Origin of the sequence: Roseivirga sp. UBA838 (genome assembly GCF_002296035.1) — a bacterium.
Classification (GTDB): domain Bacteria; phylum Bacteroidota; class Bacteroidia; order Cytophagales; family Cyclobacteriaceae; genus Roseivirga; species Roseivirga thermotolerans.
In genome coordinates this window covers 1-15,752 of sequence record NZ_DBHC01000050.1, presented here as the reverse complement: position 1 = coordinate 15,752, position 15,752 = coordinate 1, and the positions used below count along the sequence as shown (strand labels likewise).

Below are 15,752 nucleotides of genomic sequence, written 5' to 3'. Positions count from 1 at the left end.
ACTTTTTTAGGAACTTGAATACAGAACCCATCCAATCCAGCCCCATGAACGCATTTGAAGCAGCCAGAATTGAAGAGCTAAAAAAGCAGATTGAATATGAGCATCAGGAAGAATATAGGTATGTAGAAAAATTCAGACCTTTGGTGCAAGAAGTAGACAGGCTTTCAAAATCTTTTCTCGGCATATTGCTAAATAGAGCTACAATAAAAAGACTCAATAAGGAAATGCAGTCTTATGCGGATGTAGCCAATGACCATCAGCGTAGGAAGAACCAGTTAAGAAAAGAATTAAACGAACTTGAATCGGCAATTCGAAATCGCCACTAAACCCCAATACTATGAACAGCAAACAAGATGAAAGAATAGCCGCCATGAGTTTTGCTTCAGTATACCCGCACTATGTAACCAAAGTAGAAAAGAAAGGTCGGACAACCGAAGAACTTCATCAGGTCATTGAGTGGCTCACCGGTTTTGATTCCAAAAAGCTCCAAAGTCTGATCGATGAAAAAGCCACCTTCCAATCGTTTTTTGACCAAGCCAGCCTTAACCCCAATGCAAAGCTCATTACCGGAGTCATCTGTGGCTATCGGGTAGAAGATATCGAAAACCCATTGACCCAAAAGGTAAGGTATCTCGATAAACTGGTAGATGAGTTGGCCAAGGGTAGAAAAATGGAAAAGATATTGCGAAGCGTATAGTCTATCGTGGTTTTGGTTCGTAAGTTTTTTGAGATTAAACCAGTCTGACCGCTCATAGCGATCAGACCAGTAGCACCGGCTAAGCCGATAAAGTATTCTATTCCGCGGTGGTAGCATCTTTTACTCCAGAAGCCGCAGAGGTAGTCGTTCCCTTCTTGGCATACACACGGAAGTAGTATTTGGTTTTGGCGTTCAACCCAGTAACCACAAGATTGGTAGTAGTAACCTCCTTCTTAGAGTAATTATTGAGCGTGCTGCTGAAGTTGGCATTCGTAGAAACGTCCACCAGGTATTTATCAGCACCGGTTACCTGAGCCCAGCTAATCTTAAAAGAGTTCGCTGTGATATCAGTTGCTGCGTTAACAGCAGGTGCGCTCAGCGATGGTTTTGGATCATCGTCTTTATCGCAAGACATAACCAAACCGGTGAACAAAAATGCCACTACCAGCATTCTCATAAGTCCACTACTTTTTTCTAACATTCTCATTTTGCTAAAAATTTGTTTTTACATATTGATAGCCCCTTGACCCTCCATTCAGGGGCCCGGTTGTAAGCTTCTATGAAGAAAAAATTTATAGTTTGAGACACATATTATTCTATTTCCGGCCGCGTTATTCTGTATTTTCATCAGGTCGAAAACTGCCTTATTTTTCACTTTCTTAACAATTCCTTGAAAAAGCCAGGCTCCATAAACCGTAAGGTCTGACTATTTTTAACCCTAATGACTTTTTACTTATGCGTTCCTATGTACTTACCATGCTTTTTGTGAGCTGCTTATGCAGCCTCTCTACTGCTCAAACTAAAGTAATTGCTCATCGCGGCTCTTCCGGTATAGCCCCAGAAAACACCTTATCGGCCTTTCAACAAGCTATTGACCAAGGAATTGAATTCTTTGAGCTGGATGTACACATTACCAAAGACGATTCCGTGGTGGTCATTCACGACAGTTCAGTAGACAGAACTTCTTCTAATGACAAGAAGGGAAAGGTGGCTGATATGACCTTTGCCGAGCTGCAAAAGGTAAAGGTAGGTTACTCCGAAAAGTTTGGCGACAGGTTCGCTGAAGAGCCAATTCCCAGCTTGCGGGAGGCTCTTAAACTAGCCAAAGACAGAATAAAAGTTTGTGTAGAAATTAAGGCCTATGGTGCCGAAGAAGAGGTATTGCGCACCATTGCTGAGCTAAAAATGACAGATCAGGTGATTATATTCTCTTTTCACTATCAGGTACTGGCTAAAATAAGAAAGCTGAATGCTGATATTCCAATTCTCTACCTCACAGGGACGGCAGATCAGTTTACCCTGGACTACGCCAAGGTAATCAAAGCGGGCTATATTGGAGTTGGCGGTGGCACTCACCTAACTGAAGCATTTATTAAAGAGGCACACGCCATGGGTATCCAAGTATGGCGATATACGGTGGACGATGAAGAAACGATGAAGACTTTGATTGATCTGGGAATTGATGGAATAATTTCTAACTACCCAGAAAGGGCTGTAAAACTCTTAAACCACTGACTATGAAGCACATTATTAAACTGGAAGAGGCAGCTATGTTTGGCTTCTCCATCTATTTATTCAGCCTGACCAATTTTGACTGGTGGTGGTATTTAGTGCTCATTCTCACTCCCGATATTGGCATGATAGGATATGCCCTAAACACCAAAACAGGTGCGCTAACATATAACTTATTCCACCATAAAGGACTTGCTATTATGGTGCTTTGCTTGGGCTGGTTGTTCAGTAACTCATGGCTAGAATTGAGTGGTATTATTCTATTTGGGCATGCAAGCCTTGATCGTATTTTTGGTTATGGACTGAAATACCCCGATCACTTTAAGCATACGCATTTGGGGTGGTTGCCCGGATCTAAGGCGGAAAGCTAAGCCTCCGATTTAGTGGTATAAAATGGGCAGAGGCGTTAATAACCTGAGAGCTCTCGCCCATAATGCTTACATTCACAGTGTTGATCCTGTGAACTATGCGTTACTTTTTAAGCCACTTAGTCATTACCCTGTTTATTATTTCTTGTAGGCCTGCTCCTGAGAATTTTCCAATCAATGGCACATGGAAACCCGTCAGTCAGAACCTTGGTGGCACTCCGCTACCTCTGGCAGCCAATAGCAATCAAAAACTGGTGATAACCGATAGCTTGTATACCATGCATGCAGAAAGCATAGACAAAGGCATAATTCACTTTAATGAGCATAAAATGGATATTTATGGTCAGGAAGGCCCTAATAAAGGAAAGCATTTCAAGGCCATTTATAAACAAACCAGCGACAGCCTAACGGTGTGCTACAACCTACAGGGCGACAGCTATCCCAAAGCCTTTTCTACAGAAGGGCAGCCGCTGTATTATCTGGTAGTTTTTAAACGCATCGAATAAGTTAGTCGGTAATGAGCAAACCCTGGGCGCTAAGCCGCGACCGTATGTTTTGGTGTTGCTTCCAGAACCTATCTTCAATAATTGACCACAGCTTTCGGGCCTCAGGCACATCGTTCAAAGCATCCATTTGAGGATCGTCATCAAAGAGTATAAGCCAATATTGGAAATTCTCTTTCTCCGAGAATAACCTCAACTGCTTTAATGCCTTTTGTATGTCTCCCTGGTGAGCGTAATAAACCGCCAAACTTAATTCCTTATAAATGGACTGATCTTGCTGCATATAGTCCAGAAAATCTTTATTAAGGGCTTCAGCCTCCTTGTTCTTACCCATGGCCTCCAGCACTACAGCTATCTTTCCATGCTCATATCGGTAAATGTCAAGTTTCATTTGCTCACGCATATCCAGAAAAATAGAATAATAGTAGTAAGCCTCTTCGTAGTCGCGCATAAAGTAGCATACCTTCCCAACCTCCTGCAAAATATCCAGCCGGCTAGAGTCCTTCTTCCACTCCACTATCAGCCGATCTTTCAACCGATTCATATCCTTTTCCTTAGCATATAACACAAAGGATTTCAATAAGTTAGAAAACCCATTGTCCTTCTCATAGTCAATGGATTTATTCACATAGTACAAAGCTTCTTCCACAAAGCCTGTTTGAATTAGCGCATTGGAAAGATGCAAATACAAGAAACTTCGGGTCATGGAATCGGTAGACGTTGCAGCCAACTGTTCTCCTCTCAGGGCATATTCCAGATACTTGGCGGTATTGGGAGTATAGTTGGCATAAAGATCTGAAAGCAAGTTAATTACATCGGTAGAATTGGGATTATATTCAAGTGCCTTTTCCAGGTAAGGAGCCACAGAGCTATAATCTTCGTCATACATAAAAGTAAGCGCTTTGGCTATCAGGCTTTCCGGCAGCTTAGGGTCATTCAGCATAGCTTTGTCAGCACTTTGGTGTATTTCTTTTGCAAACTTCTTATCGGCCTGAAAAATATCGAGGTAGTAATAGGCCACTGTCAAAGCAGCATAGGCATGAGCAAATCCGGGGTCTAGCTCGGTCGCTTTTTTAAAGTATGGCAATGACCGCATGGTCTTCTCATCATCGCCTATCACCAACAAGTCCCTTCCTTTTAAAAACTGGTCATAAGCCTCCAGGTTATCGGTAGGTATTTTCTCAATTTGTGCCTGTTCTTTGGGGGTAATAATGGCCTGCACCTCTCCGGCAATGTTTTGTGCAATCTCTTGCTGTAGTTTAAAAATATCGCTAGTGTTGCGTTCATACTGCCGCGCCCAAAGGTGCTTGTCGGTGGCAGCTTCAATTAGCTGAATATTCAGCAGTATCCGGTCGCCAATTTTTTGTCCGCTGCCCTCCACAAAATATTTCACATTGAGCTCCTTAGCCATTTCAGGAATGGTTTTAGTCGAATTTCTGTACTTCTCAGTAGAGGTTCGGCTAATTACCCGCAGGTCGGCAATTTTCTGCAAATTAATGAGCGTAGACTCCATGAGACCGTTGATGAGGTAAACATTGGAAGAATCGCTGCTATCGTTAATGAATGGCAACACAGCAATAGACTTTTCCTCTAAAATCTCATTTTCGCGGTCGGGCCTACTTAGCAAAAACACGACAAGCAGTAGTATGAAAATACCGGCTACAATTAAAAGTGGGACCCTTATGCCGGAAGCTGGCGCGGGTGGAACCTCATGAGCGACAGTTTCCATACGTTTGCTTACCTCTCCCGGGGGGTATCCATACTGTTCTCTAAAGCACTTCACGAAATAAGAAGCACTGGCAAACCCTACCTGTTCAGAAACTTCCGAAACATTCAGTGCCCCTGTTTTAAGCAGTTCCATGGCTTTCTCCAGCCTAACCTCGCGAATAAACTGGCTCACCGACTGCCCGGTAATTTTCTTTACCCTTCTCAGCAGGTTAGAACGGCTCATACCTACCTCTTCGGCCAGTTCTGAAACACCAAATTGCTCGTGGGCCATTTGCTGTTGTATAACCTCCCTGAGTTTGTCCAGAAAATTTCGTTCGAAAGGGGGCAATTCTTGCATGAAAAAGTAAGGCCTAATATTGTACAAAGGAGGAAAATAAATGGCAGAGTAACAAACCCGAAAAAACCAGCTTCACAAGCCCAAATCGAAAGTTATGCGTCATAATTTATAGGGTTGCATCATAGTTTTAGTCCATGATTGAAACTTAATAGTATTGGCCTGATTACTGCTAACTGCCCGGCAATTGTTCTTTTCAACTTTGTGTCATCAAAAACAATGAAGAAACAAACGAATCTAAAACGTATGAAAAGAACACTCTTAATTCTACAACCCACAGCCTTTTTTCTAGCCCTGCTTCTACTAGGCATGGGTTGTTCCGGCCAGGCAAACAATCAAGATGCCGCCTCAACAAAAGCTCCTACTCAAAGCATACACGATGCCGTTATCTCAGGACAAGCCGATGTGGTAAAACAGCATATTGCGGCCGGTACCAACCTGAATGCTAAAGACCCTTTTGGCGGGTCTACTCCTCTTATTCTAGCCGCAGTATTTGGGCATGACGATATTGCAAAACTCCTTATTGAAGCCAAAGCCGACCTGAACATTAAAAACAAGGAAGGATCTACCGCATTGCTTACAGCCGCTTTTTTTGGTCGTATAGAACAGGTAAAGCTACTCCTGGAAGCCGGAGCAGATAAGGCCATAAAAAATGCATTTGGAGCTACTGCCCTGGAGTCTGTACAAGCACCGTTCTCGGAGTTAAAGCCAATGTATGAACTAATTGGGGGTCAGTTAAAACCCATGGGGCTTACATTAGACCTAAAGCGAATAGAAGCTGCCCGTCCAGAAATTGCCAAACTTTTACAATAAAATCGGCTCGATAGATGGAAAGAAGGTACGACATAGATTGGCTTAGGGTAATTGCCATTGCCATGCTGCTGATATATCATATTGCCATTGGTTTTCAGCCCTGGGGTTCGCTAATCGGCTTTATAGCTAATGACGAACCCATTCCAAGCCTTTGGATTCCTATGGGCATGTTGAACGTTTGGCGTATTCCGCTTCTCTTTTTTGTTTCCGGAATGGGCGTATTTTTTGCCCTGCAAAAACGCAACTGGAAACAGCTACTGGGTGAAAGGGCTACACGAATTCTTATGCCTTACGGGTTTGGTGCTCTGGTCATTGTACCTATACACGTGGCCATTCTATTAAAGCATTACGGCCTGCCTTTTTCATACAGACCCTCTCCGGCCCACTTGTGGTTTCTGGGTAATATTTTTGCTTATGTTCTGCTTTTTATTCCGCTCTTTTATTGGCTCAAAAACAGGCCTGAAACTTCATTTGCCAATATTATAAGGAAACTCTTTAGCAGCCCGGCAGGATTTTTAATAATAGCCTTGCTTTTTGAAGCAGAAGTTCTGCTTGTTCAACCTTCGCCTTTCGAAATGTATGCCCTTACCTGGCACGGTTTCTTTCTGGGTATGGTGGCTTTCTTACTGGGCTTTCTCTGTGTATACAGCGGCAGTAGGTTCTGGCAAAATACTCTAAAATGGCGATGGGTACTGTTCACCGTGGCTTTAATACTCTACGCTGTTCGGTTGCTCCATTACGAGTTGGTGGGTCCAAATGAAATCATGGCTATCGAGTCTGTGGCCTGGATACTTACAGCATTTGGTTTTGCCCACAAATACCTCAACCGCCCCAGCCGATTACTCAGTTATCTCAGTGCCGCTGCCTATCCAATCTATATCATTCATATGGCAGCTCTATACTTTTTCTCCTACCTCATTTTTCCTTTGGCTTGGCCGGTATGGTTGGAGTTTGTAGCTGTGGTAGTACTTACTTTTGTGGCTTGCTATGCTCTTTATGAGTGGCCCATTAAGCGTGTAAGTTTTATTCGGCCGTTGTTCGGATTAAAAAAGCTCGATAAATAATTCCCAATTAAAGAGACCGTCCACAAGAGCAGAGTGCGTTAAAACCGCGTAACGGCTGCCCCTGGGATGGTCTCCTTCTTTGCTTTGCAAAAAGGCACCCAACCGCTCTAGTTACTAGCCTATTTTAATTTGAGGGTAATCGGCAATTGGCTATGGCATATTAGATGCAATGCCCTTAACTTAGCATGTAACAATAAGGAGTCTTAAAATGAGCAACCACACACAGTCTATTGGCGACAGAGTAAAACTTCCCTTTCAATTTGATGTGCAGCGTATTATCGATGAGGTGTATCAAATGCCAATGAATAACTTCATTTACTACAATGTGATACCGCTTCGCTCGCCAGCCCATTTTGTGGACCCCAGTTTACCTACACCTCCATCTACCGAAGATTATGCCGATGGTTCGTGGACCGATTGGCTAGACACCCAAGAGTTGAAATCTTCGCCTTACCTGACCGAAGTGGTCGATATGTTTAAGCAACACACCAAAGTTACCTTAGTGCGTGTGCTTCGTTTGGCAGCCGGTAACATTGTTAAGGAACATACCGACCCCACTCTGGGTCTGGAAATCCCGAAATCGGTCATTCGGCTCACCATCCCTATTATTAACGCGCCAGGTGTAGAATTTTATCTCAATAACGAAATTGTACCTATGAAACCGGGTGAATGTTGGTATATGAGACTAACCGACCCACACCGCGTGATAAACAACAGTACCGAAGACCGTATTAATCTTACCATAGACATGATCCCTAACGATTGGGTACAATCGTTGATTAAGGGTAGCTAGCCTGTGAGCCAAGGGCGAATAAACAAAATGACTTCCTTGAGTGTATATGCTAGCGGAGCCCGATACTTTTGCATATGCTTTGTAAGAACTTATTAAGACTCAATCTGGCGATTGTAGGACTAGCCCTACCTACTCTGCTCTATGCTCAAAAACTGGAAAGAGAATCGCGTATTAAACCGGAAGAAGTTCCACCGCAAGCCCTTACATACCTGACAACCGGAGGGGTTGAAAAAGCACAATGGTATTTTGAGGAAGGGCTAAGCAGCACTTCTCTAGAGGCTAAGTTCAAACATGACAAACGTTGGTTTAGTGTTGAGTTTTCTGAAGATGGAAGCCTGCAAGACATTGAAGTAACTATACGCATGGAAGAATTGAACAAGGCCACCCGAAATCGTATTCTGGAGGAATTCGAACGTCAGTTTGGTCGCTATAAAATCAGAAAAGTACAGGTACAATATCAAAGCACCTCCCTTGCCACTCTGATTCAGAAAAAAATGCCTTTGCTAAGTGTCCCACATGCCTTTGAAATTGTAGTTAAAGGAAAGAAAGGTAAGCTTCCTAAGCTATGGGAGTTCACTTTTTCAGCTCAGGGAGAGCTATTGTCGCTAAACCAGATTATCACCCGAAACAGCGAGCACCTTGAGTATTAGACAGTACATTGGTTTGCTGGCCGGCCTTTTATTTGGCACCACACTTTGCGCACAAAATAGCTTTCAGAGCGGTATTTTGCCGGCCATTAATCTCAATAGAAGTATCAACGAGCTGTATGCTCTTAACCTGAAGGTAGAAACCCGCGAGCAGTTTCGGGCCGGGTTTGTTCATACCGATCCCATACGAATGCATGAACATTTGCTTACCGATTTCACTCTGATTGGTTCACGAAAAGTAGGTTTATCTGAAAAAATCAATCTCGGCTACCTGCTTCGTCTTCGTCAGGGAGAACGCATCCACCGAATCATTCAACAGTTCTCGTTTATTAGCCGGCTGCGCAACTTTAATCTGGGCCATCGGTTGGTAAGCGATCAAACCTTTGCCCCGGAAGAGCCCGCTGTGTTTAGGCTTCGCTACCGCATGAGCATGGAGTTTCCGCTAGACGGAGAGAAAGCGGATCCCGGTGAGTTTTATGTTAAAGTGAACAATGAACTCATTCAAACCTGGCAACGAGGCAACGCACCACTCACCGAATATCGCTTTGGGCCCTTTTTAGGGTATTTTATGAGCAATACTCATAAGGTAGAAGTAGGCCTGGACTACCGCAACCAGTCCATTCTCATAGCCCCAACCCGGCATAGCTATTGGTTAAGCCTCAATTGGTTTTTTAACCTATAATCTAACCAACACATCTTTCTTATTAATTATCAGCCACATAGTTCAAACTATTTGTGCTTTCCTTTTTGCGCGGCTTTAAAAGCCCTACCTTTGCGGCCTGAAATTGATAGCCTACTATGATCTCTGTACAAAACGTATCCCTTGCTTTTGGTAAAAGAGTCCTTTTTGATGAAGTAAACATAAAATTCAGTGGCAACAACTGCTACGGTGTTATTGGTGCCAACGGAGCCGGAAAATCTACCTTTCTAAAGATTTTATCGGGCGATATAGACCCCAACTCCGGGTCTGTGACCATTGAACCTGGCAAACGAATGGCCGTATTGAAACAGAACCACTTTGAGTTTGACGAAAACACTGTGCTCGATACCGTAATGATGGGCCACTCCGTGCTATGGGGCATTATGAAAGAGAAAGACGCTATATATATGAAACCCGACTTCAGCGAGGAAGACGGCATTAAAGCTTCTGAACTGGAAGCACAGTTTGCTGAGATGGACGGGTGGAATGCGGAGTCTGATGCGGCTGCCCTTTTGAGCGGACTGGGCATTACGGAGGACTTGCACTATAGCCTGATGAAAGATCTGAACGGTAGTCAAAAAGTGAGAGTACTATTGGCTCAAGCCCTATTTGGCAACCCCGACATTCTTATTCTGGATGAGCCAACCAACGACCTGGATCTCCAAACCATTAGCTGGCTGGAAGATTTCTTACTCGACTTTAAAAACACGGTGATTGTGGTATCGCACGACCGTCACTTTTTAGATACCATCTGTACCAATATTGTAGATATCGATTACAGCCAGGTGAAGCTCTACACCGGAAACTACTCTTTCTGGTACCAGTCTAGCCAGTTGGCCCTTCAGCAGCGTTCAGCGGCCAACAAAAAAGCTGAAGAGAAAAAGAAAGAGCTTCAGGAGTTTATTGCTCGCTTCTCGGCCAATGCCTCTAAGTCTAAACAAGCCACCAGCAGAAGAAAGCTCCTGGACAAAATTAATGTGGAAGACATTCAGCCTTCTACCCGCAGGTATCCGGCCATTATATTTCAGCAAAGCCGCCCTGCCGGTGATCAGATTTTGGAAATCAAAAACCTTTCGAAAGCCAACGAAGAAAAACCTCTTTTCTCAGGGCTCGATCTGTTTGTGAACCGTGGCGATAAAATAGCCGTGCTGAGCAAAGACAGTGTGGCAACAACTACCTTCTTTAAAATATTAATGGGTGAAGAAAAGGCCGATTCGGGTGAGTTCAAATTCGGTCAAACAATTACTACGGCCTACTTACCCAACGACAATTCAAAATATTTTAATACCAACGAGAACCTCATAGACTGGTTAAGGCAGTTTTCTGAGGGCGAAAAAGACGAGGTATTCATACGTGGTTTCCTGGGCAAAATGCTCTTCTCGGGCGAAGAAGTTTTCAAAAAAGCTAATGTGCTTTCTGGAGGTGAAAAGGTTCGTTGTATGATTTCTCGGATGATGCTGGCCCAAGGCAACCTGCTCATTATAGATGAACCTACCAACCACCTGGACCTGGAGTCTATTCAGGCATTTAACAATGCACTGAAAGACTTTCCTGGTACGGTGCTCTTCACTTCTCACGATCATGAGTTTACCCAAACTGTGGCCAATAGAATTTTGGAAATAGGACCAAAAGGCTACCTCGACAAGCTGAGCACTTACGATGACTACATTGAAAACGAGGAGTGGATGGCACAACGAGAAAAGATTTACTAGGCACCAAGCAAGCCTGATGATAAAAGAGGCTACCTCAAGAGCCAGGTGAACGTCACCCTGAGCTTGCCTACCTGCCGGTAGACAAGCCCAGATGACAGGTTTTGAAGCTTTTGAGATAGCCTCTGTTTTATGAATATGCTACTCTTCTTCCGAACGCTTCATGAGTTCGGCCGCTTCCATTAACCGAATCATTTCTGCTCTATAGCCATTTTCATCGTAGCCTTTACTCAGTCTGGCCAACTCCAAAGCCTCATGATAGGTGTAGCCATTGAGATAATCGGATTCGCGAAGCAGCATTCCGAATGATGCCACTGCGGCAGACCAATTGAAATTATGGCTCATACCTCGAATAGGTTTCACCTCGTTTGGAATAACCGTATCTAAATAAACAGAGCGATCTTCATCGGGTTGTTTATAGCGTAACTTTACTGTCATTAAGTCTGTGGTGTTAATTGCTCCTTCCGGCTTGTGATTGGGCTGATACTTCAGATCATCAATAGGTTTAAAACTGCTTTTAACCCCAACCGGAATTACTTCATAAAGAGCTGTAACAGTATGACCAGCCCCCAGTTCACCCGCATCTTTCTTATCGTCATTGAAATCTTCATCGGCCAAAAGTCTATTCTCATAACCAATCAATCGATAAGCCTGAACGGTACCAGGATTGAATTCAACCTGTAGTTTCACATCCTTAGCAATGGTGAACAATGTTCCACCAAACTCATTGACCAATACCTTCTTGGCTTCTAGAATATTATCGATGTAGGCATGGTTGCCGTTCCCCTTATCGGCCAAAATCTCCATTTTAGAATCCTGATAATTGCCCATTCCAAAACCTAGAACAGTAAGAAATACACCACTTTTTCTCTTTTCTTCGATTAGGTCTTCCATGGCTTTATCGCTTGAAGCCCCGACATTAAAATCTCCATCTGTGGCCAGGATGATTCTATTATTACCGCCTTTAATGAAATTCTCTTGGGCAATCGTATAAGCCAGGTGAATACCGGCTCCACCAGCTGTCGAACCACCGGCCCGAAGGTTTTCCAGTGCTTTTAAAATCTCTCGTTTTTTGTCTCCAGAAGTAGAGGGCAGCACCTCTCCAGCGGCTCCGGCATACACCACAATGGAAACCCGGTCTTCTGGTCTCAATTCATCGACCAACAACTTAAGCGACTTTTTGAGCAACGGCAGCTTGTTTTTGCTTTCCATAGAGCCCGATACATCGAGCAAGAACACAATATTAGAAGGCGGTAATTGGTCCATTTCTATCTTTTGCCCCTGAATACCGATATGAACCAAATAGTGATCTCGGTTCCACGGAGCTCTACCCACCTCGTGCTGCACATGAAAAGGATGTTGACCCGTAGGCTGATTGTAGGTATAATCGAAGTAATTGATCATTTCTTCAATTTTTACAGCATCCTTTGGCGGCAATTGTCCTTGAGTGATGAACCGTCTCACGTTACTATATGAAGCCGCATCTACATCGATTGAAAAAGTACTAAATGGATCCTTAAATGGCGATTTGAACCCGTTTTCGTTGATTTCGCTGTATGATTCTGTGTTGGGTTCATAATTTGGAAAATAAGTTGTTTGAGCCCTCAATCCTGCTACTTTGCCTTTAAGTGCCTGGCTGACCTTCATATCATATTGGACATTGGCCGGTGAAGTATCGGCCTTAGACCTCCTCCCAAATAGTCTTTTTACACCAATCCCTGTAACCACAACTTGTTCCAAGGCAGTTGCATCTGGTTGCATTTGAATATTTACAACCTTCCTTTTACCCACCTGAACTTCCTGAGAAACATAACCTAAATAGCGAAAAACCAAGACTGACTTTTCATTAGGAACTTCTAGTTCGTACTTGCCATTTAAGTCTGTAGCAACACCGTTCCTTGTGCCCTTTAATAGCACTGTCACCTGAGGTAATGGTAACCCATCATCAGCTCCTGTTACTTGACCACTAATGGTGATTGAAAATTTTTCTTCTACTGGTTTATGGAATCCAACCAATAAAGTCATCATGATTATTAGGACCTGTTTCATGGTATATCGATTTTAGTTTTATAATCTTTAAAGACAGGATGCCAGAACTCGATCGATTCCATAAACAGACCTGAAAAAACTTTTACAACGCTTGATCCGAGGGAATTCAAATACAGAACAACTAACTGACATTCAATTGATTGAATCTTATCAATCGACTGGAGAAAAATCTGTATTAGGGATTCTCTTCAAGCGATATATGCCACTGGTTTATGGTACTTGCATGAATTACCTGAAGGATAGAGAGGCTGCTAAAGACATGGCCATGCAGGTTTTTGAAAAGTTGATGAGGGAGCTGAAGGAGAAGGAAGTTCAGAATTTTAAAAGCTGGCTATATGTGCTTACGCGCAATGAGTGCCTAATGCTTCTAAGAAAGAAGAGTCCGGAAATTAATGGAGTCGAGCTTATGGAATATCAACTGGCTGCGCATCATAATAATGAAACCGACTTAGAGGAAGACCTTGGTAAAATGGAAACCTGTATTGAAGGACTAAATGAGGAACAAAATATCTGCATCAAGCTTTTCTACCTGGAGAAGAAAACCTATCAGGAGGTTTGTGAAGCCACAGGTTTTGAGTTGAAGAAAGTGAAAAGCTATCTTCAGAATGGAAGAAGGAATTTGAAAATATGTATAGAAAAACTGCGTGAGCAAGAAGAACAGACATATTGAACACTTAACGCCTGAGCTAATCAAAGCTTACAGAAATGGTGAACTAACCCGTGAAGAACAACATGAGGTGGAACGACTTATGCTCGAAAACCCACTTTATAATGAGGCACTTGAAGGACTAGATGAATTCACCGATGAAATGCTCGATGCCGATCTCAATGAGTTGGACAATAGATTGGATGAACTCCTGGCTGAAGAAGATAGGCCTGCTGGTTTCTGGACTATTTGGAGAGGGCTTGCAGCGGCACTCATTTTAGTAGTTATTGTTGGCACCCTTTTTATTCTGCGAGAAAACAGGCCACTACCCAAACGCGACCTAAGTGAACTACAGTCTCCTGAAAAAGAAGACACACTGACCAAGCCCCAGGCTCGGGAGCCGGTTCTTGAGCAGGGTACGAAATCCGAGACAAACTCCATAAAACAAAAGAAGACTATTGACTCCCCAAAATCGGAGGTCGATGAAAAATTAGAGGGCCAACTGGAACTGAATATCGAGCCTAAACAGGAGAGAACTCAAACAGAAATTGCTCGCATCGATGCTTCCTCTAAGCAACTTGCTCTGGAGTCAATGGTATTTAGCGCGGTAGACTCTCAGCTTATTATTCCTATGGACAAAGTAATTGGTCGTTTGGAAACCACTCAGGAAATGGAGCAAATCACCCAACAACTATCGGGTCGGGTGGCTGGTGTTGTTATCCAAGATGCCCGGTCCAAACAAGGGTTTATAGCTCCTGCAGAAGATAATCCAGCCAATATAACCACCCTCAAAGGCAGAGTGGTGGATGCCGAAGATCAACTTCCTCTACCCGGTGTACTAGTGGTGATTAAAGGAACAACGAGAGGCACTACAACCAATACCGATGGACTGTTTCAATTGAATAATATTCCCAGACTTTCAGAGTTAGAGTTTCGCTTTTTAGGATACCTTACAACCAGCCTTGTGCCCGGAAACAGAGACTCTCTCAATGTGAAACTACAGCCCGATGTAAATGCATTAGGGGAGATTATCGTCACGGGCGTGAGCGAAGGTGATGAAGTGGCCCCGGTTACTATCAGGTTTAAGGCCCCTCAACCAGAAATAGGGTACCCTAAATTCAATCGCTACCTTAAAGAAAACATCCGATACCCTCAAGCTGCCAGGAATCAAAACATAAAGGGAGTAGTAACAGTGGAGTTTACCGTAGAAGCCGATGGAGGCCTGAGTAACTTTAAGACCCTTAAAGGTCTTGGCCACGGTTGCGATGAGGAAGCCATAAGACTCATCAAAGAAGGCCCTCAATGGCAGCCTAAATTAGTTGGGGTTAATGAAGTTCCTGAAAGCTCTAAGGTGACTCTAAGAATTCGGTTTAGACCGAACTAGGTTTTGGTTCAATGTTGGAGTTCTACCAATCCTTTTCCTTCTGTAGCCTCGAACAATCAGGCAGGTAAGTTTAGCCTTCCTGCCAATGGGTTAAGCTCGGGACAAAAAAGCCAGACAGCCCAACCAACATGTTTTCGATTCACTACTTTTGAATGTGTAAATATTACGTGTTTTGAAACTTAAGAAAGTCCATCATATAGCCATCATCTGCAGCAACTACTCAAAGTCGAAGCAATTCTATACCGAGATACTAGGCCTGCAAATTATAAGAGAAGTCTATCGTGAAGAAAGACAATCTTACAAACTCGACCTTGCCCTAAACGGTGAATACATCATTGAATTATTCTCCTTTCCCAACCCTCCGGCAAGACCATCCAGACCGGAGGCTCAAGGACTCAGACACCTGGCATTTGAAGTTGAGAACATTGAAGAAGCTGTTGATAGCTTAAAATTGAAAGGAGTAATTACCGAGCCAATCCGTACCGATGAATACACAGGCAAAAGATTCACTTTTTTTACCGACCCAGATGGTTTACCTCTGGAACTTTATGAGGTTTAAACCTTATGTCTACAGCACAGCCGGTGCAAGGGAAAACTTTAACACCGTCAAATTTGTCATATGGCCATTTGCCTGTTTACAAGGCTGGAGCGAATAACTCGCGAATTGCCGCGTTGCAAAATCCACTATGTTTATTTTGCGCCCCGCAGTGAAAGTGAGGCAGATTATCCAGTCGCCAGACCATTCTTAGTAGTCAAACGAACAAACTCATTATCTTTAAACATTAACCTGAGTTCGATGTACGAA

General features: G+C 43.4%; 17 protein-coding genes. 14 read left to right on the top strand and 3 right to left on the bottom strand.

Going from position 1 to position 15,752, the window contains the following annotated elements:
* Positions 1-44: 44 nt before the first annotated feature.
* Together B3O12_RS17660 and B3O12_RS17655 are read left to right on the top strand one after the other, a co-directional pair.
* Positions 45-326, top strand: a complete 282-nt coding sequence (locus B3O12_RS17660) for a hypothetical protein (protein WP_189630774.1) — start codon at positions 45-47, stop codon at positions 324-326.
* Between the two features lie 11 nt (positions 327-337).
* A complete protein-coding gene (locus B3O12_RS17655; protein ID WP_286757272.1) occupies positions 338-697 on the top strand; it encodes a DUF2200 domain-containing protein in 360 nt (119 codons plus the stop codon).
* Between the two features lie 97 nt (positions 698-794).
* On the opposite strand, the gene B3O12_RS17650 is transcribed toward B3O12_RS17655, so the two are convergent.
* Positions 795-1,178: a fibronectin type III domain-containing protein gene (locus B3O12_RS17650; RefSeq protein ID WP_286747565.1), complete on the bottom strand. Its 384-nt coding sequence runs from the start codon at positions 1,176-1,178 to the stop codon at positions 795-797.
* Positions 1,179-1,432: 254 nt separating this feature from the next.
* Here B3O12_RS17650 and B3O12_RS17645 point away from each other — a divergent pair, with 254 nt between their 5' ends.
* From B3O12_RS17645 to B3O12_RS17635, 3 genes are all read left to right on the top strand, one after another.
* The gene (locus B3O12_RS17645) at positions 1,433-2,212 is read left to right on the top strand and encodes a glycerophosphodiester phosphodiesterase (protein ID WP_286757271.1); all 780 of its coding nucleotides are present in this window, start codon (positions 1,433-1,435) and stop codon (positions 2,210-2,212) included.
* Between the two features lie 2 nt (positions 2,213-2,214).
* The gene (locus B3O12_RS17640) at positions 2,215-2,580 is read left to right on the top strand and encodes a DUF4260 domain-containing protein (RefSeq protein WP_189630770.1); all 366 of its coding nucleotides are present in this window, start codon (positions 2,215-2,217) and stop codon (positions 2,578-2,580) included.
* A gap of 95 nt (positions 2,581-2,675) precedes the next feature.
* Entirely contained in the window at positions 2,676-3,083 is a 408-nt protein-coding gene (locus B3O12_RS17635; RefSeq protein ID WP_286757269.1) for a TIGR03067 domain-containing protein, read from the top strand.
* Between the two features lies 1 nt (position 3,084).
* On the opposite strand, the gene B3O12_RS17630 is transcribed toward B3O12_RS17635, so the two are convergent.
* Positions 3,085-5,145, bottom strand: a complete 2,061-nt coding sequence (locus B3O12_RS17630; RefSeq protein ID WP_286757268.1) for a helix-turn-helix domain-containing protein — start codon at positions 5,143-5,145, stop codon at positions 3,085-3,087.
* A gap of 243 nt (positions 5,146-5,388) precedes the next feature.
* Here B3O12_RS17630 and B3O12_RS17625 point away from each other — a divergent pair, with 243 nt between their 5' ends.
* From B3O12_RS17625 to B3O12_RS17600, 6 genes are all read left to right on the top strand, one after another.
* Positions 5,389-5,955: an ankyrin repeat domain-containing protein gene (locus tag B3O12_RS17625; RefSeq protein ID WP_286757267.1), complete on the top strand. Its 567-nt coding sequence runs from the start codon at positions 5,389-5,391 to the stop codon at positions 5,953-5,955.
* A gap of 14 nt (positions 5,956-5,969) precedes the next feature.
* Positions 5,970-7,019, top strand: a complete 1,050-nt coding sequence (locus tag B3O12_RS17620) for an acyltransferase family protein (RefSeq protein ID WP_286757266.1) — start codon at positions 5,970-5,972, stop codon at positions 7,017-7,019.
* Between the two features lie 208 nt (positions 7,020-7,227).
* Positions 7,228-7,812: an aspartyl/asparaginyl beta-hydroxylase domain-containing protein gene (locus tag B3O12_RS17615; protein WP_189630765.1), complete on the top strand. Its 585-nt coding sequence runs from the start codon at positions 7,228-7,230 to the stop codon at positions 7,810-7,812.
* A gap of 74 nt (positions 7,813-7,886) precedes the next feature.
* Positions 7,887-8,462: a hypothetical protein gene (locus tag B3O12_RS17610; RefSeq protein WP_286748328.1), complete on the top strand. Its 576-nt coding sequence runs from the start codon at positions 7,887-7,889 to the stop codon at positions 8,460-8,462.
* Positions 8,452-9,141 carry a DUF2490 domain-containing protein gene (locus B3O12_RS17605; RefSeq protein WP_189630763.1) on the top strand — a complete coding sequence of 230 codons (690 nt, stop codon included), beginning with the start codon at positions 8,452-8,454 and terminating at the stop codon, positions 9,139-9,141. Before B3O12_RS17610 ends, B3O12_RS17605 begins: the two co-directional genes overlap by 11 nt.
* A gap of 116 nt (positions 9,142-9,257) precedes the next feature.
* Positions 9,258-10,871: an ABC-F family ATP-binding cassette domain-containing protein gene (locus tag B3O12_RS17600; protein ID WP_189630762.1), complete on the top strand. Its 1,614-nt coding sequence runs from the start codon at positions 9,258-9,260 to the stop codon at positions 10,869-10,871.
* Between the two features lie 138 nt (positions 10,872-11,009).
* Here B3O12_RS17600 and B3O12_RS17595 read toward each other — a convergent pair whose 3' ends face one another.
* Positions 11,010-12,917, bottom strand: a complete 1,908-nt coding sequence (locus B3O12_RS17595; RefSeq protein ID WP_286757265.1) for a YfbK domain-containing protein — start codon at positions 12,915-12,917, stop codon at positions 11,010-11,012.
* Between the two features lie 91 nt (positions 12,918-13,008).
* Here B3O12_RS17595 and B3O12_RS17590 point away from each other — a divergent pair, with 91 nt between their 5' ends.
* From B3O12_RS17590 to B3O12_RS17580, 3 genes are all read left to right on the top strand, one after another.
* Entirely contained in the window at positions 13,009-13,587 is a 579-nt protein-coding gene (locus B3O12_RS17590; protein ID WP_348655488.1) for a sigma-70 family RNA polymerase sigma factor, read from the top strand.
* Entirely contained in the window at positions 13,562-14,947 is a 1,386-nt protein-coding gene (locus B3O12_RS17585; protein ID WP_286757263.1) for a TonB family protein, read from the top strand. The genes B3O12_RS17590 and B3O12_RS17585 overlap by 26 nt, the downstream gene beginning before the upstream one ends.
* 172 nt (positions 14,948-15,119) lie before the next feature.
* The gene (locus tag B3O12_RS17580) at positions 15,120-15,506 is read left to right on the top strand and encodes a VOC family protein (RefSeq protein ID WP_286757262.1); all 387 of its coding nucleotides are present in this window, start codon (positions 15,120-15,122) and stop codon (positions 15,504-15,506) included.
* Positions 15,507-15,752 lie beyond the last annotated feature (246 nt).